Genomic DNA, 15,307 nt, shown 5'->3' on the forward strand with positions numbered 1-15,307 from the left:
GGTCTGACACCCCCAGCGTCCGCTGGGAACCATGAGGAGCGGGAGCCCCCCGCCCCTTTTCCATCACATCAACCGCCCGCGGTTAACAAGTACTCACGGGCCGTTAGGCTGCCCCAATGGCGAAACTCACGGTCAAGACCGACGTTCCCCTCAGCCCCCAGGACACCTGGGACAAGGCCTCGAATCTGCGGGACTTCGACAAATGGTTCGTGGTTCACGACGGCTGGCGGGGCGAACTACCCGAGACTCTCACTGCCGGAACCGAGCTCAGTTCCGTCGTCACGGTGAAGGGCCTCCGGAACCGCGTGAAGTGGACGATCAAGGAGTACGACGCCCCGAACCGCATCGTCCTCGAGGGCGACGGCAAGGGTGGAGTGAAGCTTGGACTGGTGCTCGACGTCAAGGCGAAGGGCGACGCCTCCGAGGTGGTGTTCACCATCGAACTGGGTGGCGCACCCCTGTTCGGGCCCATCGGGTCGGGTGTCGCGAAGGCGCTGAAGGGCGACATCGAGAAGTCCCTGCAGACGTTCGTCGAGCTGTATTCGTAATCAATCGAGGACGTGCGCGCCGCCGGTGTCGGTGATCCACTCGGCGGCAAGGGCGTCCAGCGTTCCGTCGGCGTAGAGGGAATCGACGGCCGCGGAAACGCACGCGGTGAGCGGGCTGTTCTTCTCCAGCACGAGACCGAAGAATTCGGTGACGGCGTTCGGGCGCGGGAACTGCCCGACGAGGACGCTGTCCTTGACCTCGTTGGCGGTGATCTGAAACCCGGTCGGGATGTCCACCACCAGCGCGTCGATGTCGCCCGCGGCCAGGGCGGCCTTGGCGTCGTCGGTGGTGGCGAAACTGACCGGTGCCTGACGGGGTTGCACGGTCTGCGCGATGGCGTCGAAACTCGTGGACCCCACCTGCGCCCCGAGGCGGAACGGCGCGAGGTCGGCCAGCGACTTGGCTCTCGCGGCGGGTGAGTTCTTCAGCGCCAGCACCGACTGCGTGACGGCGTAATACGGCGAACTGAAATCGACCGTCTCACGGCGGGTGTCGACGATCGTGAACTGGTCGATGGCGAAGTCGAAATCCTTCTCGCCCGCCGCCAGCGCGGCGTTGAAGTCGACGGTCTCGAACTGCACCTGGTTCGGGCTGTATCCCAGCTTCTCGACCACTTCCCGCGCCACGGCGCCCTCGTAGCCCTTGCCGTTGGACGGGTCGCCGTCGACGAACCACGGCCGGTACGACGGGCTGTCGGTGGCGATGGTGATCACGCCGTCCTGCGCGGTGACGCCGCTGCCGGGGGCGCAGTCGCCGACGGCCCGGGTGGACGGAAGTTTGGTGAACGCTTCGGGAATCGTCGACGCCTCGGCCTGGGTGTCGACCTGCGACGTGGTGTCGGTGGAGCAGGATCCGGCGAGCAATGTCAGTGCAGCGGATATGGCGGCGGCGGCTGTCTTGGGACCTCGGTGCACCCCGCCATCTTGCCTGGCGGGTAGCGATCCGGCCAGCGAAGCGGCCGCGCGGCGCACAATATGTATGTATTGGCGGAGGGAGGTGCGCGTGGCCACAGCGGGAACTCGGCAACTGACGATCGACGGGCATCGCCTGTCCCTGACCAACCTCGGCAAGGTCCTCTACCCGGAGTCGGGTACCACGAAGGGCGAGGTGATCGACTACTACGCGCGGATCGCGCCGGCGATGCTTCCGCACGTCGTGGACCGTCCCGCCACCCGAAAACGCTGGCCCAACGGGGTGGACAGCGAGCCGTTCTTCGAGAAGAACCTCGCGGCCTCCGCACCAGGGTGGCTGGAGCGCCGCGCACTGGAGCACTCGGATCGGTCCGTGCACTACCCGCTTCTGAACTCGGTCGCGGCCCTCGTGTGGGCGGGACAGCAGGCCGCACTCGAACTGCACGTGCCGCAGTGGCGGTTCGACGGCTCACATCGGGGTCCGGCGACCCGCATCGTCTTCGACCTCGACCCCGGACCCGGTGTGGGTCTCGCCGAATGCGCGGAGGTGGCACGGGCCGTGCGCGACCTGGTCGCGAACCTCGGCTGGACCGCGTACCCGGTTACCAGCGGCAGCAAGGGTATTCACCTGTACGTGCCGCTCGACCGGAAGCTGGACGGTTCGGGGGCGTCGACCGTCGCGAAGCAGGTGGCGACGGGACTGGAGAAACTGCGCCCCGACCTCGTCACCGCGACCATGGCCAAGGCGGTGCGCGCGGGGAAGGTGTTCGTCGACTGGAGTCAGAACAATCCGTCCAAGACCACCATCGCCCCGTACTCGCTGCGCGGGCGCTCCCAGCCGTACGTCGCGGCGCCGCGCAGCTGGGACGAACTCGACGACCCCGACCTACGACAGTTGCGGTTCGAGGAAGTGCTCGAACGGTGGGAGTCGGACGGCGATCTGCTCGCCGGACTCGATCCGCCGCTCGAGGACGACGCCGCCCTCGCCGAGTACCGCCGCAAGCGTGATCCCGGACGGACACCGGAGCCGATGCCGCACACGGTGCAGCCGGGGGACGGCAACAGCTTCGTCATCCAGGAACATCACGCCCGGCGCCTCCACTACGACCTGCGGCTCGAACGGGACGGCGTCCTCGTGTCGTGGGCGGTGCCGAAGAACGTGCCGACGACGACGGGAGAGAATCGCCTGGCCGTGCACACGGAGGATCATCCGCTCGAATACCTCACGTTCTCCGGGAGCATCCCGAAGGGCGAGTACGGGGGCGGCCAGATGACCATCTGGGACACGGGCACGTACGACACCGAGAAGTGGCGGGACGACGAGGTGATCGTCCAGTTGCACGGTGAGCAGGTGGAGGGCCGGTTCGCGCTGATCCGCACGAAGGGCGACCAGTGGCTGATGCACCTGATGAAGGACCAGACCCCGGGCGGGTCGCGGTCGTCGGAACTGCCGCGCGGGTTGTCGCCGATGCTCGCGAGCCCCGGCACCCTCGACGGCCTCGACGCCGACGAGTGGGCGTTCGAAGGGAAGTGGGACGGCATCAGGGTGATCGCGGAGATCAGTGGCGGCGAGCTGAAGATGACGAGCCGCGCGGGCAACGACAAGACCCAGGATTACGCGCAATTGGGTTGGCTGGCAGATTCTCTCGAAGACCACGAGGTGGTGCTCGACGGCGAAGTGGTCGCGTTCGACGAGCGGGGTGTCGCGAACTTCGGCCTGCTGCAGCAGGGCAACGAGCCGCATTTCCTCGCGTTCGACGTGCTGTACCTCGACGGAGTGTCGTTGCTGCGCAAGAAGTACACCGACCGGCGCCGCGTCCTCGAGGCGCTGGCGGCCAAGGTGGACGGCCTGGACGTGCCGCCGCAACTGCACGGGTCCGCGCAGGAGGCCCTGGACGAGAGCCGCGGCAAGGGGTGGGAAGGTGTGGTGGCCAAACGCCGCGAATCCGTGTACCTGCCGGGCAAGCGGGGGTCGAGCTGGATCAAGGTGAAGAACTGGCGCACACAGGAAGCCGTGATCGGCGGGTGGCGCCGCGGTCAGGGCGGGCGGTCCAGCGGAATCGGTTCGGTGCTGCTCGGCGTCCCCGAGGGTGACGGGCTGCGCTACATCGGACGCGTCGGAACCGGGTTCACCGAACGGGATCTGCAGGAACTCGCCTCCACTCTGGGCCCGCTGGAGACCGACACCAGCCCGTTCGTCGAGGATCTGCCCACCGCCGACCGCAAGGGTGCCGTGTGGGTGACCCCCACCCTGGTCGCGGAGGTGCGGTTCATGGATTGGACGGGCTCGCGAAGACTGCGGCACCCCAGCTGGCGTGGGCTCAGGGACGACAAGTCACCCGAAGACGTCGAGGTGGAGTCCTAATACCGCCAGGGGGCCGGGTCGAAGGGGTTCACCGCCGCGGTGTCGAATGATCCGGGCGATTCCTGCGTCGAGGTGTTCAGTGCCGGGGGAGTGAAGACCGGGAGGGGTGTGGACTTCGTGTCCACGTCACGCTGCTGTTCGGTGACACTCACGTCGGCGACCGGAGGCGCAGTTCCGCCGGCCACGGCGATCCCGGCCGCGCCGACGACGGAGAGGACGAACGCCGCGCCGGCGCCGATCGCGATGCGGGTCTTGATGGGGGACATGGTGTGAACAACCTCCGGTGATCAGGGACTGACGACGGTTCCGCCGCCGACGGGGCCGACTCCGCCGGGTGCCTGCGGGACCACGGGCGGGCGTGGCTTCGGGCCGCCGCCGACTGGAAACGGATTGGTTTCGGGATCGAGCACGCCCGGTTCGACCTGGCCCGGTCCGTCGAACGGACCCTTCGGCGGGACAACGGGGTCGACCACGGGCGGATCGGCGACGACGGGAGGATCGGCGACGACGGGCGGCTGGGCGACCGGCTCCTGGTAGATGGGCGGTGCCGGTGGCACGACCTCCGGTCCCGGCGCGGCCGCTTCGGTCTCGGTCGAGTAGCCGGGGTACACGGGGTTTCCGGGTTCGACAGGATTGACGGGTTCGACAGGATTGACCGGTTCGACGGGGTTCCAGGGTTCCACCGGGTTCACGGATTCCAACGAATGGCCGGGGTCGGCGACGACGATCCGGCCCGGAGGCGTCGCGAGCGCCGGCGCCGGTTGCTGCGAGATGCTCCTTTCCTGGCTCGGGGTGGGAGCCCCCTCGGTGTGTACACCGGCAAGAACGATCGCTGCGGCTCCGGCGAGGGAGAACGTGAGGGCGGCGGTTGCGCCGATCGCGATGCGGGTTGCGGTGTGGACGATGGGGTGCCTCCGGTGCGTTTGTCGTTCCCAGCTGGGCTGATAGACCAACCTTGCGCCGCGGCCGAGGCGTTCGACAGGGACCCCAGGGTGTGTATCCACCACCCCGCGGGGATTCGCCGGCAAACCTGCACAGAATCTTCACAGGCTCTGCCCGGGATCCGTACGTGTGCGCAATACAGTCGGGGAATGAGCCAGCGAAGAGTGCTCGTCGTCGACGACGAGGCGACGATCTGCGAGGCGGTCGCGGCACGGTTGCGTGCGGAGGGCTTCGACGTCGTGACGGCGTCGGACGGTCCTGCGGCGGTCGCGGTGTGCGAGGCCTCGTCGCCCGACGTGCTGGTGCTGGACGTGATGCTCCCAGGTTTCGACGGTCTCGAGGTCTGCCGGCGCGTCCAGGCGTCGCGTCCGGTTCCGGTGCTGATGCTCACCGCGCGCGCCGACGAAACGGACATGCTGATCGGTCTCGGCGTGGGCGCCGACGACTATCTGAGCAAACCGTTCAGCATGCGGGTGCTGGTGGCGCGGGTGCACGCGCTGCTGCGACGGTCCGATCGCGCTCACGAGACCGTGCCTGCCGAACCGGGCGGACTGGCGGTCGGCGACCTCGAGGTGGACCTCGTCGAGCGTCGCGTCCGGCGCGGAGCCGACGAAATTCATCTGACACGAACCGAATTCGACCTGCTCGCGTACTTCGCTTCCCGGCCGCGGGCGGCGATTGCCCGGGAATCGCTTCTCGCGGAGGTGTGGGGGTGGGGCGACGGGGCGGGTAGCCGGACCGTCGACAGTCACGTGAAGGCGCTGCGCCGGAAACTCGGCGGCGACCTGATCCGCACCGTGCACGGCGTCGGTTACGCATTGGACGTGCAGCGGTGACCGCGGGCCGGATCCTGGACAGGATGCCCCGACCTCTCGATCCGCTGCGATCGTTCAAGGTGAAGACCGGCCTTCTCGTCGTGGCCGCGCTGTTCTTCGCGTCGCTGATGTTCTGGGTGACCGCCCGCTGGCCGTTCCGGTACGCGCTCGTCCTGGCGTTGCTGGTGTCGCTGGCCGTGACGCAGATCCTCGCGCACGGCATGACGTCCCCGCTGCGGTCGATGACGGCCGCCGCCCGTGCGATGGCGACCGGCGACTATTCGCGCCGGGTGCGGTCGACGTCGCGCGACGAGATCGGGGAACTGGCCCGCGCGTTCAACCAGATGGCGGAGGATCTCGAGGCCGCGGACCGGTATCGCCGCGAACTGATCGGCAACGTCTCGCACGAACTGCGCACCCCGATCTCCGCCCTGCAGGCACTGCTCGAGAATGTCGTCGACGGGGTGGAGGCACCCGACCCGGCCCGGATGCGGGTGGCGCTCGATCAGACCGAGCGACTCGGCCGCCTCGTCGCCGAATTGCTGGACCTGTCGAGGGTGGAAGGCGGTGCGGTGCAACTCGAGCGGGAGATCTTTCCGGTCCGCGAGTTCCTCGACGACGTGGTCCGGCAGTCGGAGGACCCCCGGCGGGTGACCGTCGACGTTCAGCCGCCGCACCTGCGCGCAGACGCCGACACCGCGCGACTGCACCAGGTGGTGGCGAACCTGGTGGACAACGCGTTCCGGCACGGTCCCGCCCGCACCGAGGTGGTGGTCCGTGCCCGGCCGGACGCCGGCGGCGTGGTCCTCGAGGTGGAGGACGACGGCCCCGGGATCGCACCCGGCGAGCGGTCCCGGGTGTTCGAGCGGTTCACCCACGGCGGCTCCACCGACGGCGGGACGGGCCTCGGCCTCGCCATCGCCCGCTGGGCGGTGGATCTCCACGCCGGCCACATCGAGGTTCTCGACACGGCCGAGGGCTGCTGCATCCGGGTGAGTCTGCCCGCCGCCTGACCACAGCTTCACAACCGGGACACGACGTCCCGCGATGACACCTGCCCTCATCCGGCAGCGACAATCAGGGAGGGAACCATGACCATCGCACCCCCACAACCCGCAGCGCCCACCCGACGCGACTTCTGGCCGAGACAGGCCTGGCGCCGCGATCGGACGTCGATGGCGCCGCCCCCGATCGTTCTCGCGGCAGTGGCGGCGGGCGTCGTCGCGGCCCTGACCCTGCAGGTCACGGTGGTCGGTCTCGGCTACGTCCTGACCGGCGCCGCGGTGGCCGCCGCCGTGTTCGCGACCCGCAGAACACTGCCGACAGCCACGCAGGCCGCTGCGATCCTCGGCGCCCTCGGCCTGCTGGCCGTGCTCAGTGTGCGCGGTGCCGGGTGGCTCGCGGCGGTCTGTGTGGCGCTGAGCTGGGTGGTGGGATCGTTCGCCCTCGTCGGCGGACGCACGTGGACGGGCCTGGCCGCCGGGTCGTTCGCGTTGTGGTTCACCCCGCTGCGGGTGGTGCGGTGGACGCGCCGGGGCGCGCGACGGTGGCACGCGACGGGGACGGTGCCGGTGGGCCGGGTGTTCGGGGTCGCCGCCGTGACCGTCGTGCTGCGGCTGGTGTTCGGTTCGCTGTTCGCCGGCGCGGACGCGGGATTCGCCGCACTGCTCGGCCGAGCCGCACCGACTGTCCACGTGTCGAATCCGTTCGGTCGGTTCGTGATCGGCGTCCTGGTGTGCGGCGGAACTTTGGGGGCCGCGTACCTGCTGCGGCGAACACCCCGCGTCGATGCGCTCGCCCCGCGGCCGGGACGCCCGGTTGCCCGGTGGGAGTGGGCGATTCCGCTGGCCCTGCTGGATCTGCTGTTCCTCGGATTCGTCGCGGTGCAGCTGACGGTGCTGTTCGGCGGGAACACGCACGTGCTGACCACGGCGGACCTGACGTACGCCGAGTACGCGCGACAGGGTTTCTGGCAGTTGCTGGCGGTGACCGCGCTGACACTGCTGGTGATCGCGGTCGCGGTGCGGAAGGCGTCGCGGGTAGAGGTCGCGGACCGGGTACTCGTGCGGGTACTGCTCGGACTGCTCTGCGGGTTGTCGCTCGTCGTCGTCGCGTCGGCGATCCACCGGATGTCGTTGTACGAGAGCCAGTACGGGTACACGCGGCTGCGGGTGACGGTGCTGGTCACCGAGCTGTGGCTGGGCCTGGTATTCGTGCTGCTGATCGCGGCGGGCGTGCGGTTGTCGGGGCGGTGGCTGCCGCGCGCCGTCCTGGTCTCCGCGGTGGGCGGGGTGCTGCTGGTCGCCGCGATCGACCCGGACGCGTACGTGGCCAGGAAGAACGTGGAGCGGTTCGGCGACACCGGGCGAATCGACGTGAGCTACCTCGCGAAGGAACTGCTGGCGGCGCATCCCGTCGGCTCGTGCGAGTAGCCGGAACCTCGCGCTGTTTGCAGACCGATTCGCTGGAATCACACGCAATTGCGCGGGAATCCGGCCAATCCGTGTGCGGCTGTGGCGAGTGGCGGTCCGGAGCCGGGCTATCCGACCGGCTCGGGGACCCGCGTCTGCGCGACCCACCGGCCGCGTTGACGGTGGATCTCGATGGGGTGGTCGAAGCATTCGCTGATGGTGGAGGTGGTGAGGACGTCCGCGACGTCGCCCTGTGCGATCACGCGACCGTCGCGGATGAGGACGGCGTGGGTCGTGGTGGTGGGGATTTCCTCGAGGTGGTGGGTGACGAGGATGCTGGCGAGGCTGGGGTAGCTGTCGCGCAGTTCGTCGAGTGCGGTGAGGAGTTGTTCGCGCGCCGCGAGATCGAGTCCGGTGGCGGGCTCGTCGAGCAGGAGGAGTTGCGGTTCCGCCATCAGGGCCCGTGCGATGAGGGCGCGGCCGCGCTCACCCTGGGACAGGTTCGGCCACAGGGCGTCCGCGTGCTTCTGCATGCCGAGGGAGGCGACCAGTTCGTCGGCGCGGGCGATCTGCTCCGCGGACGGCGACCATCGCGGCGGGAAGTCGGGTGTGTTGGTGAGGCCGGTGAGCACGACGTCGCGCACTGTGAGCGGCGCGTCGATCCGGTATCGCGGGTTCACGTGCCCGATGTGGGCGCGCAATTCGCGCATGTCGACGCGGCCCAGCTGATGGCCGAGGACGCGGACGGTGCCACGCGTCGGGTGCGCGACTGCGCCGAGCATGCTCAGCATCGTGCTCTTGCCTGCACCGTTCGCGCCGAGCAGCACCCAGTGCTGTCCGCGTTCGATGCGGAGGCTGATGTCGCTGAGCAGATACCGTCCGCTCCGCACGAGGTCGACGTGTTCGATGCTGACGACCGAATCGGGGGTGGTCACTGATTTCCGCCTTTCCGCAGAATCGACATGGTCGGGTCGAGGTTGGCGGCGGTGGCGGCGACGGCCGCCTCGGCGTCGCCGGATTCCAGTGCGCACACCAGATCGTCGTGGGCGCAGCTGGTGTCGGGCCTGCCGGGTTCGTGATCGACGAGTTCGGCCAGAGCGTCGACGAGGAGCGGCCGGATCGAATCGAACAGGGCGGACAGAATCGAGTTGCCTGCGATCTCCAGGATCGCGGCGTGGAAGTCGAGGTCGGCCGCGACGAAGACGGCGGTCGACGCGGTGGTGCTGTCGTGCCGGGTGGTCAGCTGTTCGCGCAGTCGCCGGAGGTCCTCGGGGCGCGCGCGTTCCGCGGCGAGCCGGGCGGCCTCGATCTCGAGGGCGCGCCGCACCTCGTACACCTCGAGCAGGCGGGCGCGGCGCAGCAGCTTCCCGAGTCCCGCACCGCTCGTGGGGGGTTGTGCGACGAACGTGCCGACGCCGTGCCGCACGTCGAGCAGGCCGTCGCGGGCGAGGAGCCGAACGGCCTCGCGGACGGAGGACCGGCCGACGCCGAGTTCGGTGGCCAGTTCGGCCTCGCTGGGGATGCGGCTGCCGAGTGTCCACTCGCCGTCCCGGATCCGGGCGGTGAGGAGTTCCTCGAGCTGGGGGACCAGCGGTCCGCTGCGGAGGGTGGGACGTCCGGCCATGGGGCGACGCTAGCACAGTCCTCAGACGTCTGAGGACTGGCCCGGGGCCTAAGGTGAGTCCGGGAAGAACCACCGCAGCAGAGGAGAGGTGCACCATGGCCGTCGCCACCGCAGACCGTGTCACGAGGGAAGAGTTGCTCGACTTCGTCCGCCCGCGCCATCGCAGCGTGCTGATCACCCGGAAACGTTCCGGCGGCCTGCAGATCTCCCCGGTCACGTCGGGACTCGACTCGGAGGGCCGGATCGTCGTCGCCACCTACCCGCAGCGCGCCAAGGCCGCGAACGTGCGGCACGACCCCGCCGTGAGCGTGTGCGTGCTGTCCGACGAGTTCAACGGCGCCTACGTGCAGATCGACGGCACGGCCGAGGTGCTGGACCTGCCCGACGCGCTCGAGCCGCTGGTGGAGTACTTCCGCGGCATCTCCGGCGAGCATCCGGACTGGGACGAGTACCGGGACGCCATGCGGAAGCAGAACAAGAGCCTGATCCGGATCACCATCGACGAGTGGGGACCCATCGCGACCGGTGGCTTCCCGCCGGGCACCGATCGCGGATAGGTCCCCCGTCACCTACTCGACGGCGCCCGCCGAGCGCAGTTGCTCGATGGCCGCCGCGTCGTAGCCGGCCCGCGCGAGGATCGCGTCCGTGTCCTGCCCCGGCCTCGGGGCAGGACGGGGAACGGGTGCCGGGGTGCGGCTGAAGCGCGGCGCCGGTGCGGGCTGGCGGATGCCACCCACCTCGACGAACGTCTCCCGCTCCTTGTTGTGGGGATGCTCGTGCGCCTCCCACGGCGAGAGGACGGGCGACACGCACGCGTCCGAATCGGCGAACAATGCCGCCCATTCGTCCCGCGGGCGGGTCGCGAACACGTCCGCGAGCCGCGCCTTCAGTTCCGGCGCCGCATCGAGGTCGTACTGCAACGGCAGATCCTCACCCGACAGCCCGAGCACGTCGAGGAGTTCACCGTAGAAGTGCGGTTCGACGCACCCGACCGCCACGTGCAGGCCGTCGGCGCACTCGTAGGTGTCGTAGAACGCGGCGGCCCCGTCGAGGACGTTCTGCCCGCGACCCTCCTGCCACAGTCCGGCGGCGTTCATCCCGTGGACGAACGCCGTCAGCAGCGCCGCGCCGTCGACCATGGACGCGTCCACCACCTGACCGCGGCCCGACCGCGTGCGCTCGTGCAGCGCGGCCAGGATTCCCATCGTCAGCATCAGACCGCCACCGCCGAAGTCGCCCAACAGGTTCAGCGGTGGTACCGGCCGCTCGCCGGCGCGCCCGATGGGGTCGAGCGCGCCCGCGAGCGCGATGTAGTTGATGTCGTGCCCGGCCCGCGGTGCGAGCGGTCCGTCCTGACCCCAGCCCGTCATCCGCCCGTAGATCAGGGCGGGGTTGCGGGCCAGGCAGTCGTCGGGACCGATGCCCAGACGTTCCGCGACGCCGGGACGGAAACCCTCGACCAGGATGTCGGCGCCCTCGACGAGTCGCAGAACCGCCTCGAGTCCCTCCGGGGTGCGCAGGTTCACCGCGATCGACCGTCGCCCGCGGTCGAGCACACCCGACGGTGCCATCAACCCGGTGCCGCCGTCGCCGGCCCGCTCCACCCGGATCACGTCCGCACCGAGATCGGCGAGGATCATGCACCCGAACGGCGCGGGCGCGAGACTCGCGATCTCGACGACGGTCAGCCCGCTCAGCGGCCCGCCGGTCACGACACCCCCTGCGCGTCGCGGGGCAGTCCGAGCATGCGCTCGCCGATCACGTTCAGCTGCACCTCGGTGGTGCCGCCGTAGATGGTGGTGGCGCGGCCGGCGATCAACTGCTCCATCGCCTTGTCGCTCGGCTCGCCCGGAATGCTCACGGCGCCCGCCGCCCCCAGTTCGGCGACGACGAATTCCGCGATCGACTGTCCGAGCCCCATGCCCAGCAGCTTTCCGACGCTCGACGTGGTGCTCACGTCAGTCCCCGACAGTTGCTTCAGCACGATGCGGGAGCCGATCAGGTCGACGGCCTGGCTCTCGGCGACCAGTTCGCCGACGCGGAACCGGCCCAGTGGGCCGAGGTCCCGGCCGCGGGCGAACTGCAGCAGATCCTTGTCGGTGGCGTAGGCCTCCATCTTCTGGCTCAGCGCCACTCGCTCGCCCGCGAGGGTCGTGCGAGCCACGTTCCAGCCGTCGTTCACGGTCCCGACCACGTTCTCGTCGGGGATGAACACCTCGTCGAGGAAGACCTCGTTGAACAGGGCCGACCCGGTCATCTCGCGTAGCGGCCGGACGGTCACGCCCGGCGTCGACATGTCCAGCACGAAGTACGTGATGCCCTCGTGTTTCGGCTTGGCCGGGTCGGTGCGGGCGATCAGCATGGCCCAGTCGGAGAACTGCGCGACCGTGGTCCAGATCTTCTGCCCGGTCACCGTCCAGCCGCCGTCGACCTTCTCGGCCTTCGTCGTCAGCGACGCGAGGTCGGAACCGGCCCCCGGTTCGCTGAACAGCTGGCACCACACCAGGTCTCCGCGCAGCGTGGGGACGGCGAGATCCCGTTTCTGCGCGTCGGTGCCATGGGCGACGACGGCCTGCACCGCCCAGCCGCCCATCAGCAGCTGCGGCATCGGGATGCCCGCCGTCTTGATCTCCTGGGCGATGACGATCTGCTCGAGCGGGGATGCGCTGCGCCCGTACGGCTTCGGCAGGTGCGGCTGCACCCAGCCGCCGTCGCCGAGCGCGATCAACTGGTCGTCCTCGTCGAGGCCGACCAGCGGGGCGAGCGCCGCCCGCACCTCGGCGCGGATCGACTCGGCCTCGTCCGGCAGTTCCAGTTCGGACGTGCGGGCGGTGCCTGTGAGCGACTGGTCGGCGACGCGTCCCGCCCGCTCCTCGCGGGTGCCGAGGAGCCCCCGGATGGCCAGTGCGCGGCGGTAGTACAGGTGCGCGTCGTGCTCCCAGGTGAATCCGATGCCGCCGTGGACCTGGATGCAGTCCTGCGCGCACTGCACCGCGGCATCCGGGACGACGACGGCCGCGATGTCCGCGGCGAAATCGGCGGTGTCGTCGCCGTTGTCGAGGGCGGACGCGGCGTCCCACAGCACCGCGCGCGCCTTCTCCAGGGCGATGCCCATGTGCGCGCACTTGTGCTTGACGCCCTGGAACTGGCCGATCGGACGTCCGAACTGCACCCGGGTCTTCGCGTACTCGGACGCGGTGGACACGCACCAGGACATCACGCCGATTGCCTCCGCGCCGAGAATGACGGTGGCCACGGACCGGACGCGTCGCTCGGTGAGCCCGTCGAGGATCCGGTCGGCGCCCACCCGGACGTTCTCGACGGTGATCCGTGCCGAACCACGGAGCACGTCGATGCTGTCCTGCACCGTGACGGTGACGTCCGCGGAATCGACGACGGCCCAGCGGACGTCGGCGCCGACGGTGATGGGGAGCAGTACGGTGTCGGCGTGTTCGCCGCCGAGGACGGCGTCCGCGACACCGGTGATGCGGTACCCGCCGTCGTGCGCCGACGCCTCGAGCGGGCGGCCCAGAGCAACTGCGGCGGTGCGTGATCCGTCGAGGAGACCGGGGAGCAGTTCGATGCCGACCTTGGAATCCGCGGCCGCCACGAGGGCGGCAGACAACGCGGTCGGGACGAACGGGCCCGGGGCGGCGGTGCGTCCGAGCGCCTCGAGCGCCACCGCCAGCGTGAGGAGCCCGGCGCCGTGACCGCCCTTGTCCTCGGGGACGTGCAGCCCCAGCAGGTCCTGGCCGACGAGCGCCTCCCAGAACGGCGGGAACTTGTCCTCGCTCTCGGACTCGACCGCGGACCGGACATGATCCGGGGTGATGGTGCGTTCGGCGAAGGAGCGGACCGAGTCGGCGAGGGCCCGGTGTTCCTCGGTCAGTCCGAGCCCGAGCTCGTACGTGTTCTTGGCCATGTCGGAGCCCTTCAGCCGAGCCGGTCGGCGAGGTCGGCGACGGTCCACGGGCCGTCGCTCTCGATGGTCGTGACGTCGTGCCAGCCGGCGAGTTCGGAGATGGCCCCGCCCTGCACGGCGAACACCTTGCCGGTGATCTTGCAGTTCGCGTCGGCGAGACGGGCGACGAGCGGGGAGATGTTGGCGGGGTTGAACGCGTCGAACTCGCCCTCCGGCACCTCCTCGGCGAACAGCGCGCCCATGCCGGGGGTGGCCAGCGTGAGCCGGGTGCGGGCGATCGGGGCGATCGCGTTGACCCGGACGCCGTAGCGTTCGAGTTCGTCCGCGGCGACCAGGGTGAGTGCGGCGATGCCGGCCTTCGCGGCGCCGTAGTTGCCCTGACCGGCGTTGGGCATGAACGTGCCCGACGCCGACGCGGTGTTGATCACGGACGCGTTGACGGTCTCGCCGGCCTTGGTCCGTGCCTTCCAGTACGCGGCCGCGTGGTGCAGGGTGGCCGCGTGACCCTTGAGGTGCACGGCGATGACGGCGTCCCACTGGCTTTCGGACATGCCCGCGATGAACGCGTCCCGCAGGATGCCCGCGTTGTTGACGAGGACGTCGAGCCGGCCGAATTCGCGCACCGCCTGACCCACGAGTGCTTCGGCGCCGTCCCAGGACGCGACGTTGTCGGTGTTCGCGACCGCTCTGCCGCCCGCGGCGACGATCTCGTCGACCACCTGCTGCGCCGGGCCGGCGTCCGCACCGGTGCCGTCGTTGGCGCCGCCGAGATCGTTGACGACCACCGCAGCACCCTCACGTGCGAAGAGCAGTGCGTGCTCCCGGCCGATTCCGCGTCCGGCGCCGGTGACGACGGCTACCCGTCCCTCGAGTGTTCCCATGTGCGTGCTCCTAGGTTTCTGTGTCCGCGATGACGGCGAGGCCGTCCTTGATGACGAGTTCGTCGCCGACGGCGGTCTCGTAGGCGTACGACGTCGCCCCGCCGGTGGGTTCGGCGACCTGCCGGCACTGCGTGACGATGTCCTGGCCGGGCAGGACGGGTTTCGCGAACCGCACCGCGAGACGGCGGAGGCGTTCGACCCTGCCGTCGGCGAGTTCGGTGAGCGCCGCCCACGACGTGAACGCCATCGTGCACAGACCGTGGTTGATGATTCCGGGAAGGCCGGACATCCGGGCGATCTCGTCGTCCAGGTGGATCGGCATCGGATCACCCGAGGCGGGCGAGTACCGGAACGTCTGGTCCTCGTCGATGTGCTGGGTGATCGACGCGGCGGGGGCCTGCCCGCGCAGGGTCTCGTCGAACCGGTGTCCGGGCGCCTGTTCGCCGAGGCCTGTGCCCGCGTCGACCTTCCGGAAGAACGCGGTCATCCACTGCTCGTTGACCAGTTCACCGTCTTCCGTGACGGTTTCGACGTAGACGACGACGGTGGATCCGTTCGCGCGACCCTCGAAACCGATCGGCTTCGCGCGGACCACGAGGTTGTCGCCGGGCCGGATCGGGCGGTGGAAGTGGAAATCCTGCTCGCCGTGCACGAGTTTCATGAGCAGTTCGACCGGGGCGACGGACAGTGCGGCCGGCGCCATCGACGTGAACGCAGGGACCACGGCGAACACCGGCGGTGCGACCTCGCCCGCGAGGTGGCGTTCGATGGGATCGTTGGTGGCCGCGGCGTATTCGGCGATGCGCTCGGCTGTGACCTCGAATCGTTGCGGGTCGGTCCACTCGCCGAGGCCGCTCGTGTCGAATTCGACTGTGGGGGTGGTCATG

Annotated in this window: 15 protein-coding genes; 6 read left to right on the plus strand and 9 right to left on the minus strand. The window is 69.7% G+C overall.

The window, feature by feature from the left end:
* The first annotated feature begins 116 nt into the window (after window positions 1–116).
* Window positions 117–548 carry a type II toxin-antitoxin system Rv0910 family toxin gene (locus tag MLGJGCBP_RS21290; RefSeq protein ID WP_160097905.1) on the plus strand — a complete coding sequence of 144 codons (432 nt, stop codon included), beginning with the start codon at window positions 117–119 and terminating at the stop codon, window positions 546–548.
* On the opposite strand, the gene MLGJGCBP_RS21295 is transcribed toward MLGJGCBP_RS21290, so the two are convergent.
* On the minus strand, window positions 549–1,463 hold the full coding sequence (locus MLGJGCBP_RS21295) for an ABC transporter substrate-binding protein (protein ID WP_160097906.1): 915 nt from the start codon (window positions 1,461–1,463) through the stop codon (window positions 549–551).
* Between the two features lie 88 nt (window positions 1,464–1,551).
* Here MLGJGCBP_RS21295 and MLGJGCBP_RS21300 point away from each other — a divergent pair, with 88 nt between their 5' ends.
* The gene (locus MLGJGCBP_RS21300) at window positions 1,552–3,825 is read left to right on the plus strand and encodes a multifunctional non-homologous end joining DNA repair protein LigD (protein ID WP_442972114.1); all 2,274 of its coding nucleotides are present in this window, start codon (window positions 1,552–1,554) and stop codon (window positions 3,823–3,825) included.
* On the opposite strand, the gene MLGJGCBP_RS21305 is transcribed toward MLGJGCBP_RS21300, so the two are convergent.
* Window positions 3,822–4,091, minus strand: a complete 270-nt coding sequence (locus MLGJGCBP_RS21305) for a hypothetical protein (protein WP_160097908.1) — start codon at window positions 4,089–4,091, stop codon at window positions 3,822–3,824. The two genes, MLGJGCBP_RS21300 and MLGJGCBP_RS21305, sit on opposite strands and share 4 nt — an antisense overlap.
* A 21-nt stretch (window positions 4,092–4,112) precedes the next feature.
* Window positions 4,113–4,778 (minus strand): hypothetical protein, encoded by a 666-nt coding sequence (locus tag MLGJGCBP_RS21310; RefSeq protein WP_236581239.1) that lies wholly within the window; start codon window positions 4,776–4,778, stop codon window positions 4,113–4,115.
* A gap of 138 nt (window positions 4,779–4,916) precedes the next feature.
* Here MLGJGCBP_RS21310 and MLGJGCBP_RS21315 point away from each other — a divergent pair, with 138 nt between their 5' ends.
* The 3 genes from MLGJGCBP_RS21315 to MLGJGCBP_RS21325 all read left to right on the plus strand — a co-directional run bounded on the left by MLGJGCBP_RS21315 (window position 4,917) and on the right by MLGJGCBP_RS21325 (window position 8,014).
* Window positions 4,917–5,603 (plus strand): response regulator transcription factor, encoded by a 687-nt coding sequence (locus MLGJGCBP_RS21315; RefSeq protein WP_160097909.1) that lies wholly within the window; start codon window positions 4,917–4,919, stop codon window positions 5,601–5,603.
* Between the two features lie 23 nt (window positions 5,604–5,626).
* Window positions 5,627–6,595 (plus strand): HAMP domain-containing sensor histidine kinase, encoded by a 969-nt coding sequence (locus MLGJGCBP_RS21320; protein ID WP_201453150.1) that lies wholly within the window; start codon window positions 5,627–5,629, stop codon window positions 6,593–6,595.
* Window positions 6,596–6,673: 78 nt separating this feature from the next.
* Window positions 6,674–8,014: a DUF4153 domain-containing protein gene (locus MLGJGCBP_RS21325; protein WP_160097911.1), complete on the plus strand. Its 1,341-nt coding sequence runs from the start codon at window positions 6,674–6,676 to the stop codon at window positions 8,012–8,014.
* Between the two features lie 107 nt (window positions 8,015–8,121).
* Here MLGJGCBP_RS21325 and MLGJGCBP_RS21330 read toward each other — a convergent pair whose 3' ends face one another.
* Together MLGJGCBP_RS21330 and MLGJGCBP_RS21335 are read right to left on the minus strand one after the other, a co-directional pair.
* Complete coding sequence (locus tag MLGJGCBP_RS21330; RefSeq protein WP_160097912.1) at window positions 8,122–8,928, minus strand: ABC transporter ATP-binding protein; 807 nt, start codon at window positions 8,926–8,928, stop codon at window positions 8,122–8,124.
* The gene (locus MLGJGCBP_RS21335) at window positions 8,925–9,617 is read right to left on the minus strand and encodes a FadR/GntR family transcriptional regulator (RefSeq protein ID WP_160097913.1); all 693 of its coding nucleotides are present in this window, start codon (window positions 9,615–9,617) and stop codon (window positions 8,925–8,927) included. The genes MLGJGCBP_RS21330 and MLGJGCBP_RS21335 overlap by 4 nt, the downstream gene beginning before the upstream one ends.
* 95 nt (window positions 9,618–9,712) lie before the next feature.
* On the opposite strand from MLGJGCBP_RS21335, the gene MLGJGCBP_RS21340 reads away from it, so the two are divergent.
* A complete protein-coding gene (locus tag MLGJGCBP_RS21340; RefSeq protein ID WP_087556862.1) occupies window positions 9,713–10,174 on the plus strand; it encodes a PPOX class F420-dependent oxidoreductase in 462 nt (153 codons plus the stop codon).
* Window positions 10,175–10,186: 12 nt separating this feature from the next.
* Here the strand turns inward: MLGJGCBP_RS21340 and MLGJGCBP_RS21345 are convergent, their stop codons facing one another.
* Genes MLGJGCBP_RS21345 through MLGJGCBP_RS21360 form a run of 4 tightly spaced genes read right to left on the minus strand, consistent with a single transcriptional unit; the run spans window position 10,187 to window position 15,306 of the window.
* Window positions 10,187–11,329, minus strand: coding sequence for a CaiB/BaiF CoA transferase family protein (locus tag MLGJGCBP_RS21345; RefSeq protein ID WP_160097914.1), 1,143 nt, complete (start codon window positions 11,327–11,329; stop codon window positions 10,187–10,189).
* Complete coding sequence (locus tag MLGJGCBP_RS21350) at window positions 11,326–13,539, minus strand: acyl-CoA dehydrogenase (RefSeq protein WP_160097915.1); 2,214 nt, start codon at window positions 13,537–13,539, stop codon at window positions 11,326–11,328. Before MLGJGCBP_RS21350 ends, MLGJGCBP_RS21345 begins: the two co-directional genes overlap by 4 nt.
* An 11-nt stretch (window positions 13,540–13,550) precedes the next feature.
* Window positions 13,551–14,420 (minus strand): SDR family oxidoreductase, encoded by an 870-nt coding sequence (locus MLGJGCBP_RS21355; protein WP_160097916.1) that lies wholly within the window; start codon window positions 14,418–14,420, stop codon window positions 13,551–13,553.
* Window positions 14,421–14,430: 10 nt separating this feature from the next.
* Window positions 14,431–15,306, minus strand: coding sequence for a MaoC/PaaZ C-terminal domain-containing protein (locus MLGJGCBP_RS21360; protein WP_160097917.1), 876 nt, complete (start codon window positions 15,304–15,306; stop codon window positions 14,431–14,433).
* Between the last annotated feature and the right edge of the window lies 1 nt (window position 15,307).

The sequence above is a fragment of the Rhodococcus sp. T7 genome (genome assembly GCF_009872365.1).
Classification (GTDB): Bacteria; Actinomycetota; Actinomycetes; order Mycobacteriales; family Mycobacteriaceae; genus Rhodococcus_F.

Coding starts and splice junctions, on each gene's coding strand:
- MLGJGCBP_RS21290 (WP_160097905.1), top strand. CDS start 117: ATGGCGAAACTCACGGTCAAGACCGACGTTCCCCTCAGCCCCCAGGAC.
- MLGJGCBP_RS21305 (WP_160097908.1), bottom strand. CDS start 4,091: ATGTCCCCCATCAAGACCCGCATCGCGATCGGCGCCGGCGCGGCGTTC.
- MLGJGCBP_RS21315 (WP_160097909.1), top strand. CDS start 4,917: ATGAGCCAGCGAAGAGTGCTCGTCGTCGACGACGAGGCGACGATCTGC.
- MLGJGCBP_RS21320 (WP_201453150.1), top strand. CDS start 5,627: ATGCCCCGACCTCTCGATCCGCTGCGATCGTTCAAGGTGAAGACCGGC.
- MLGJGCBP_RS21325 (WP_160097911.1), top strand. CDS start 6,674: ATGACCATCGCACCCCCACAACCCGCAGCGCCCACCCGACGCGACTTC.
- MLGJGCBP_RS21335 (WP_160097913.1), bottom strand. CDS start 9,617: ATGGCCGGACGTCCCACCCTCCGCAGCGGACCGCTGGTCCCCCAGCTC.
- MLGJGCBP_RS21340 (WP_087556862.1), top strand. CDS start 9,713: ATGGCCGTCGCCACCGCAGACCGTGTCACGAGGGAAGAGTTGCTCGAC.
- MLGJGCBP_RS21350 (WP_160097915.1), bottom strand. CDS start 13,539: ATGGCCAAGAACACGTACGAGCTCGGGCTCGGACTGACCGAGGAACAC.
- MLGJGCBP_RS21355 (WP_160097916.1), bottom strand. CDS start 14,420: ATGGGAACACTCGAGGGACGGGTAGCCGTCGTCACCGGCGCCGGACGC.
- MLGJGCBP_RS21360 (WP_160097917.1), bottom strand. CDS start 15,306: ATGACCACCCCCACAGTCGAATTCGACACGAGCGGCCTCGGCGAGTGG.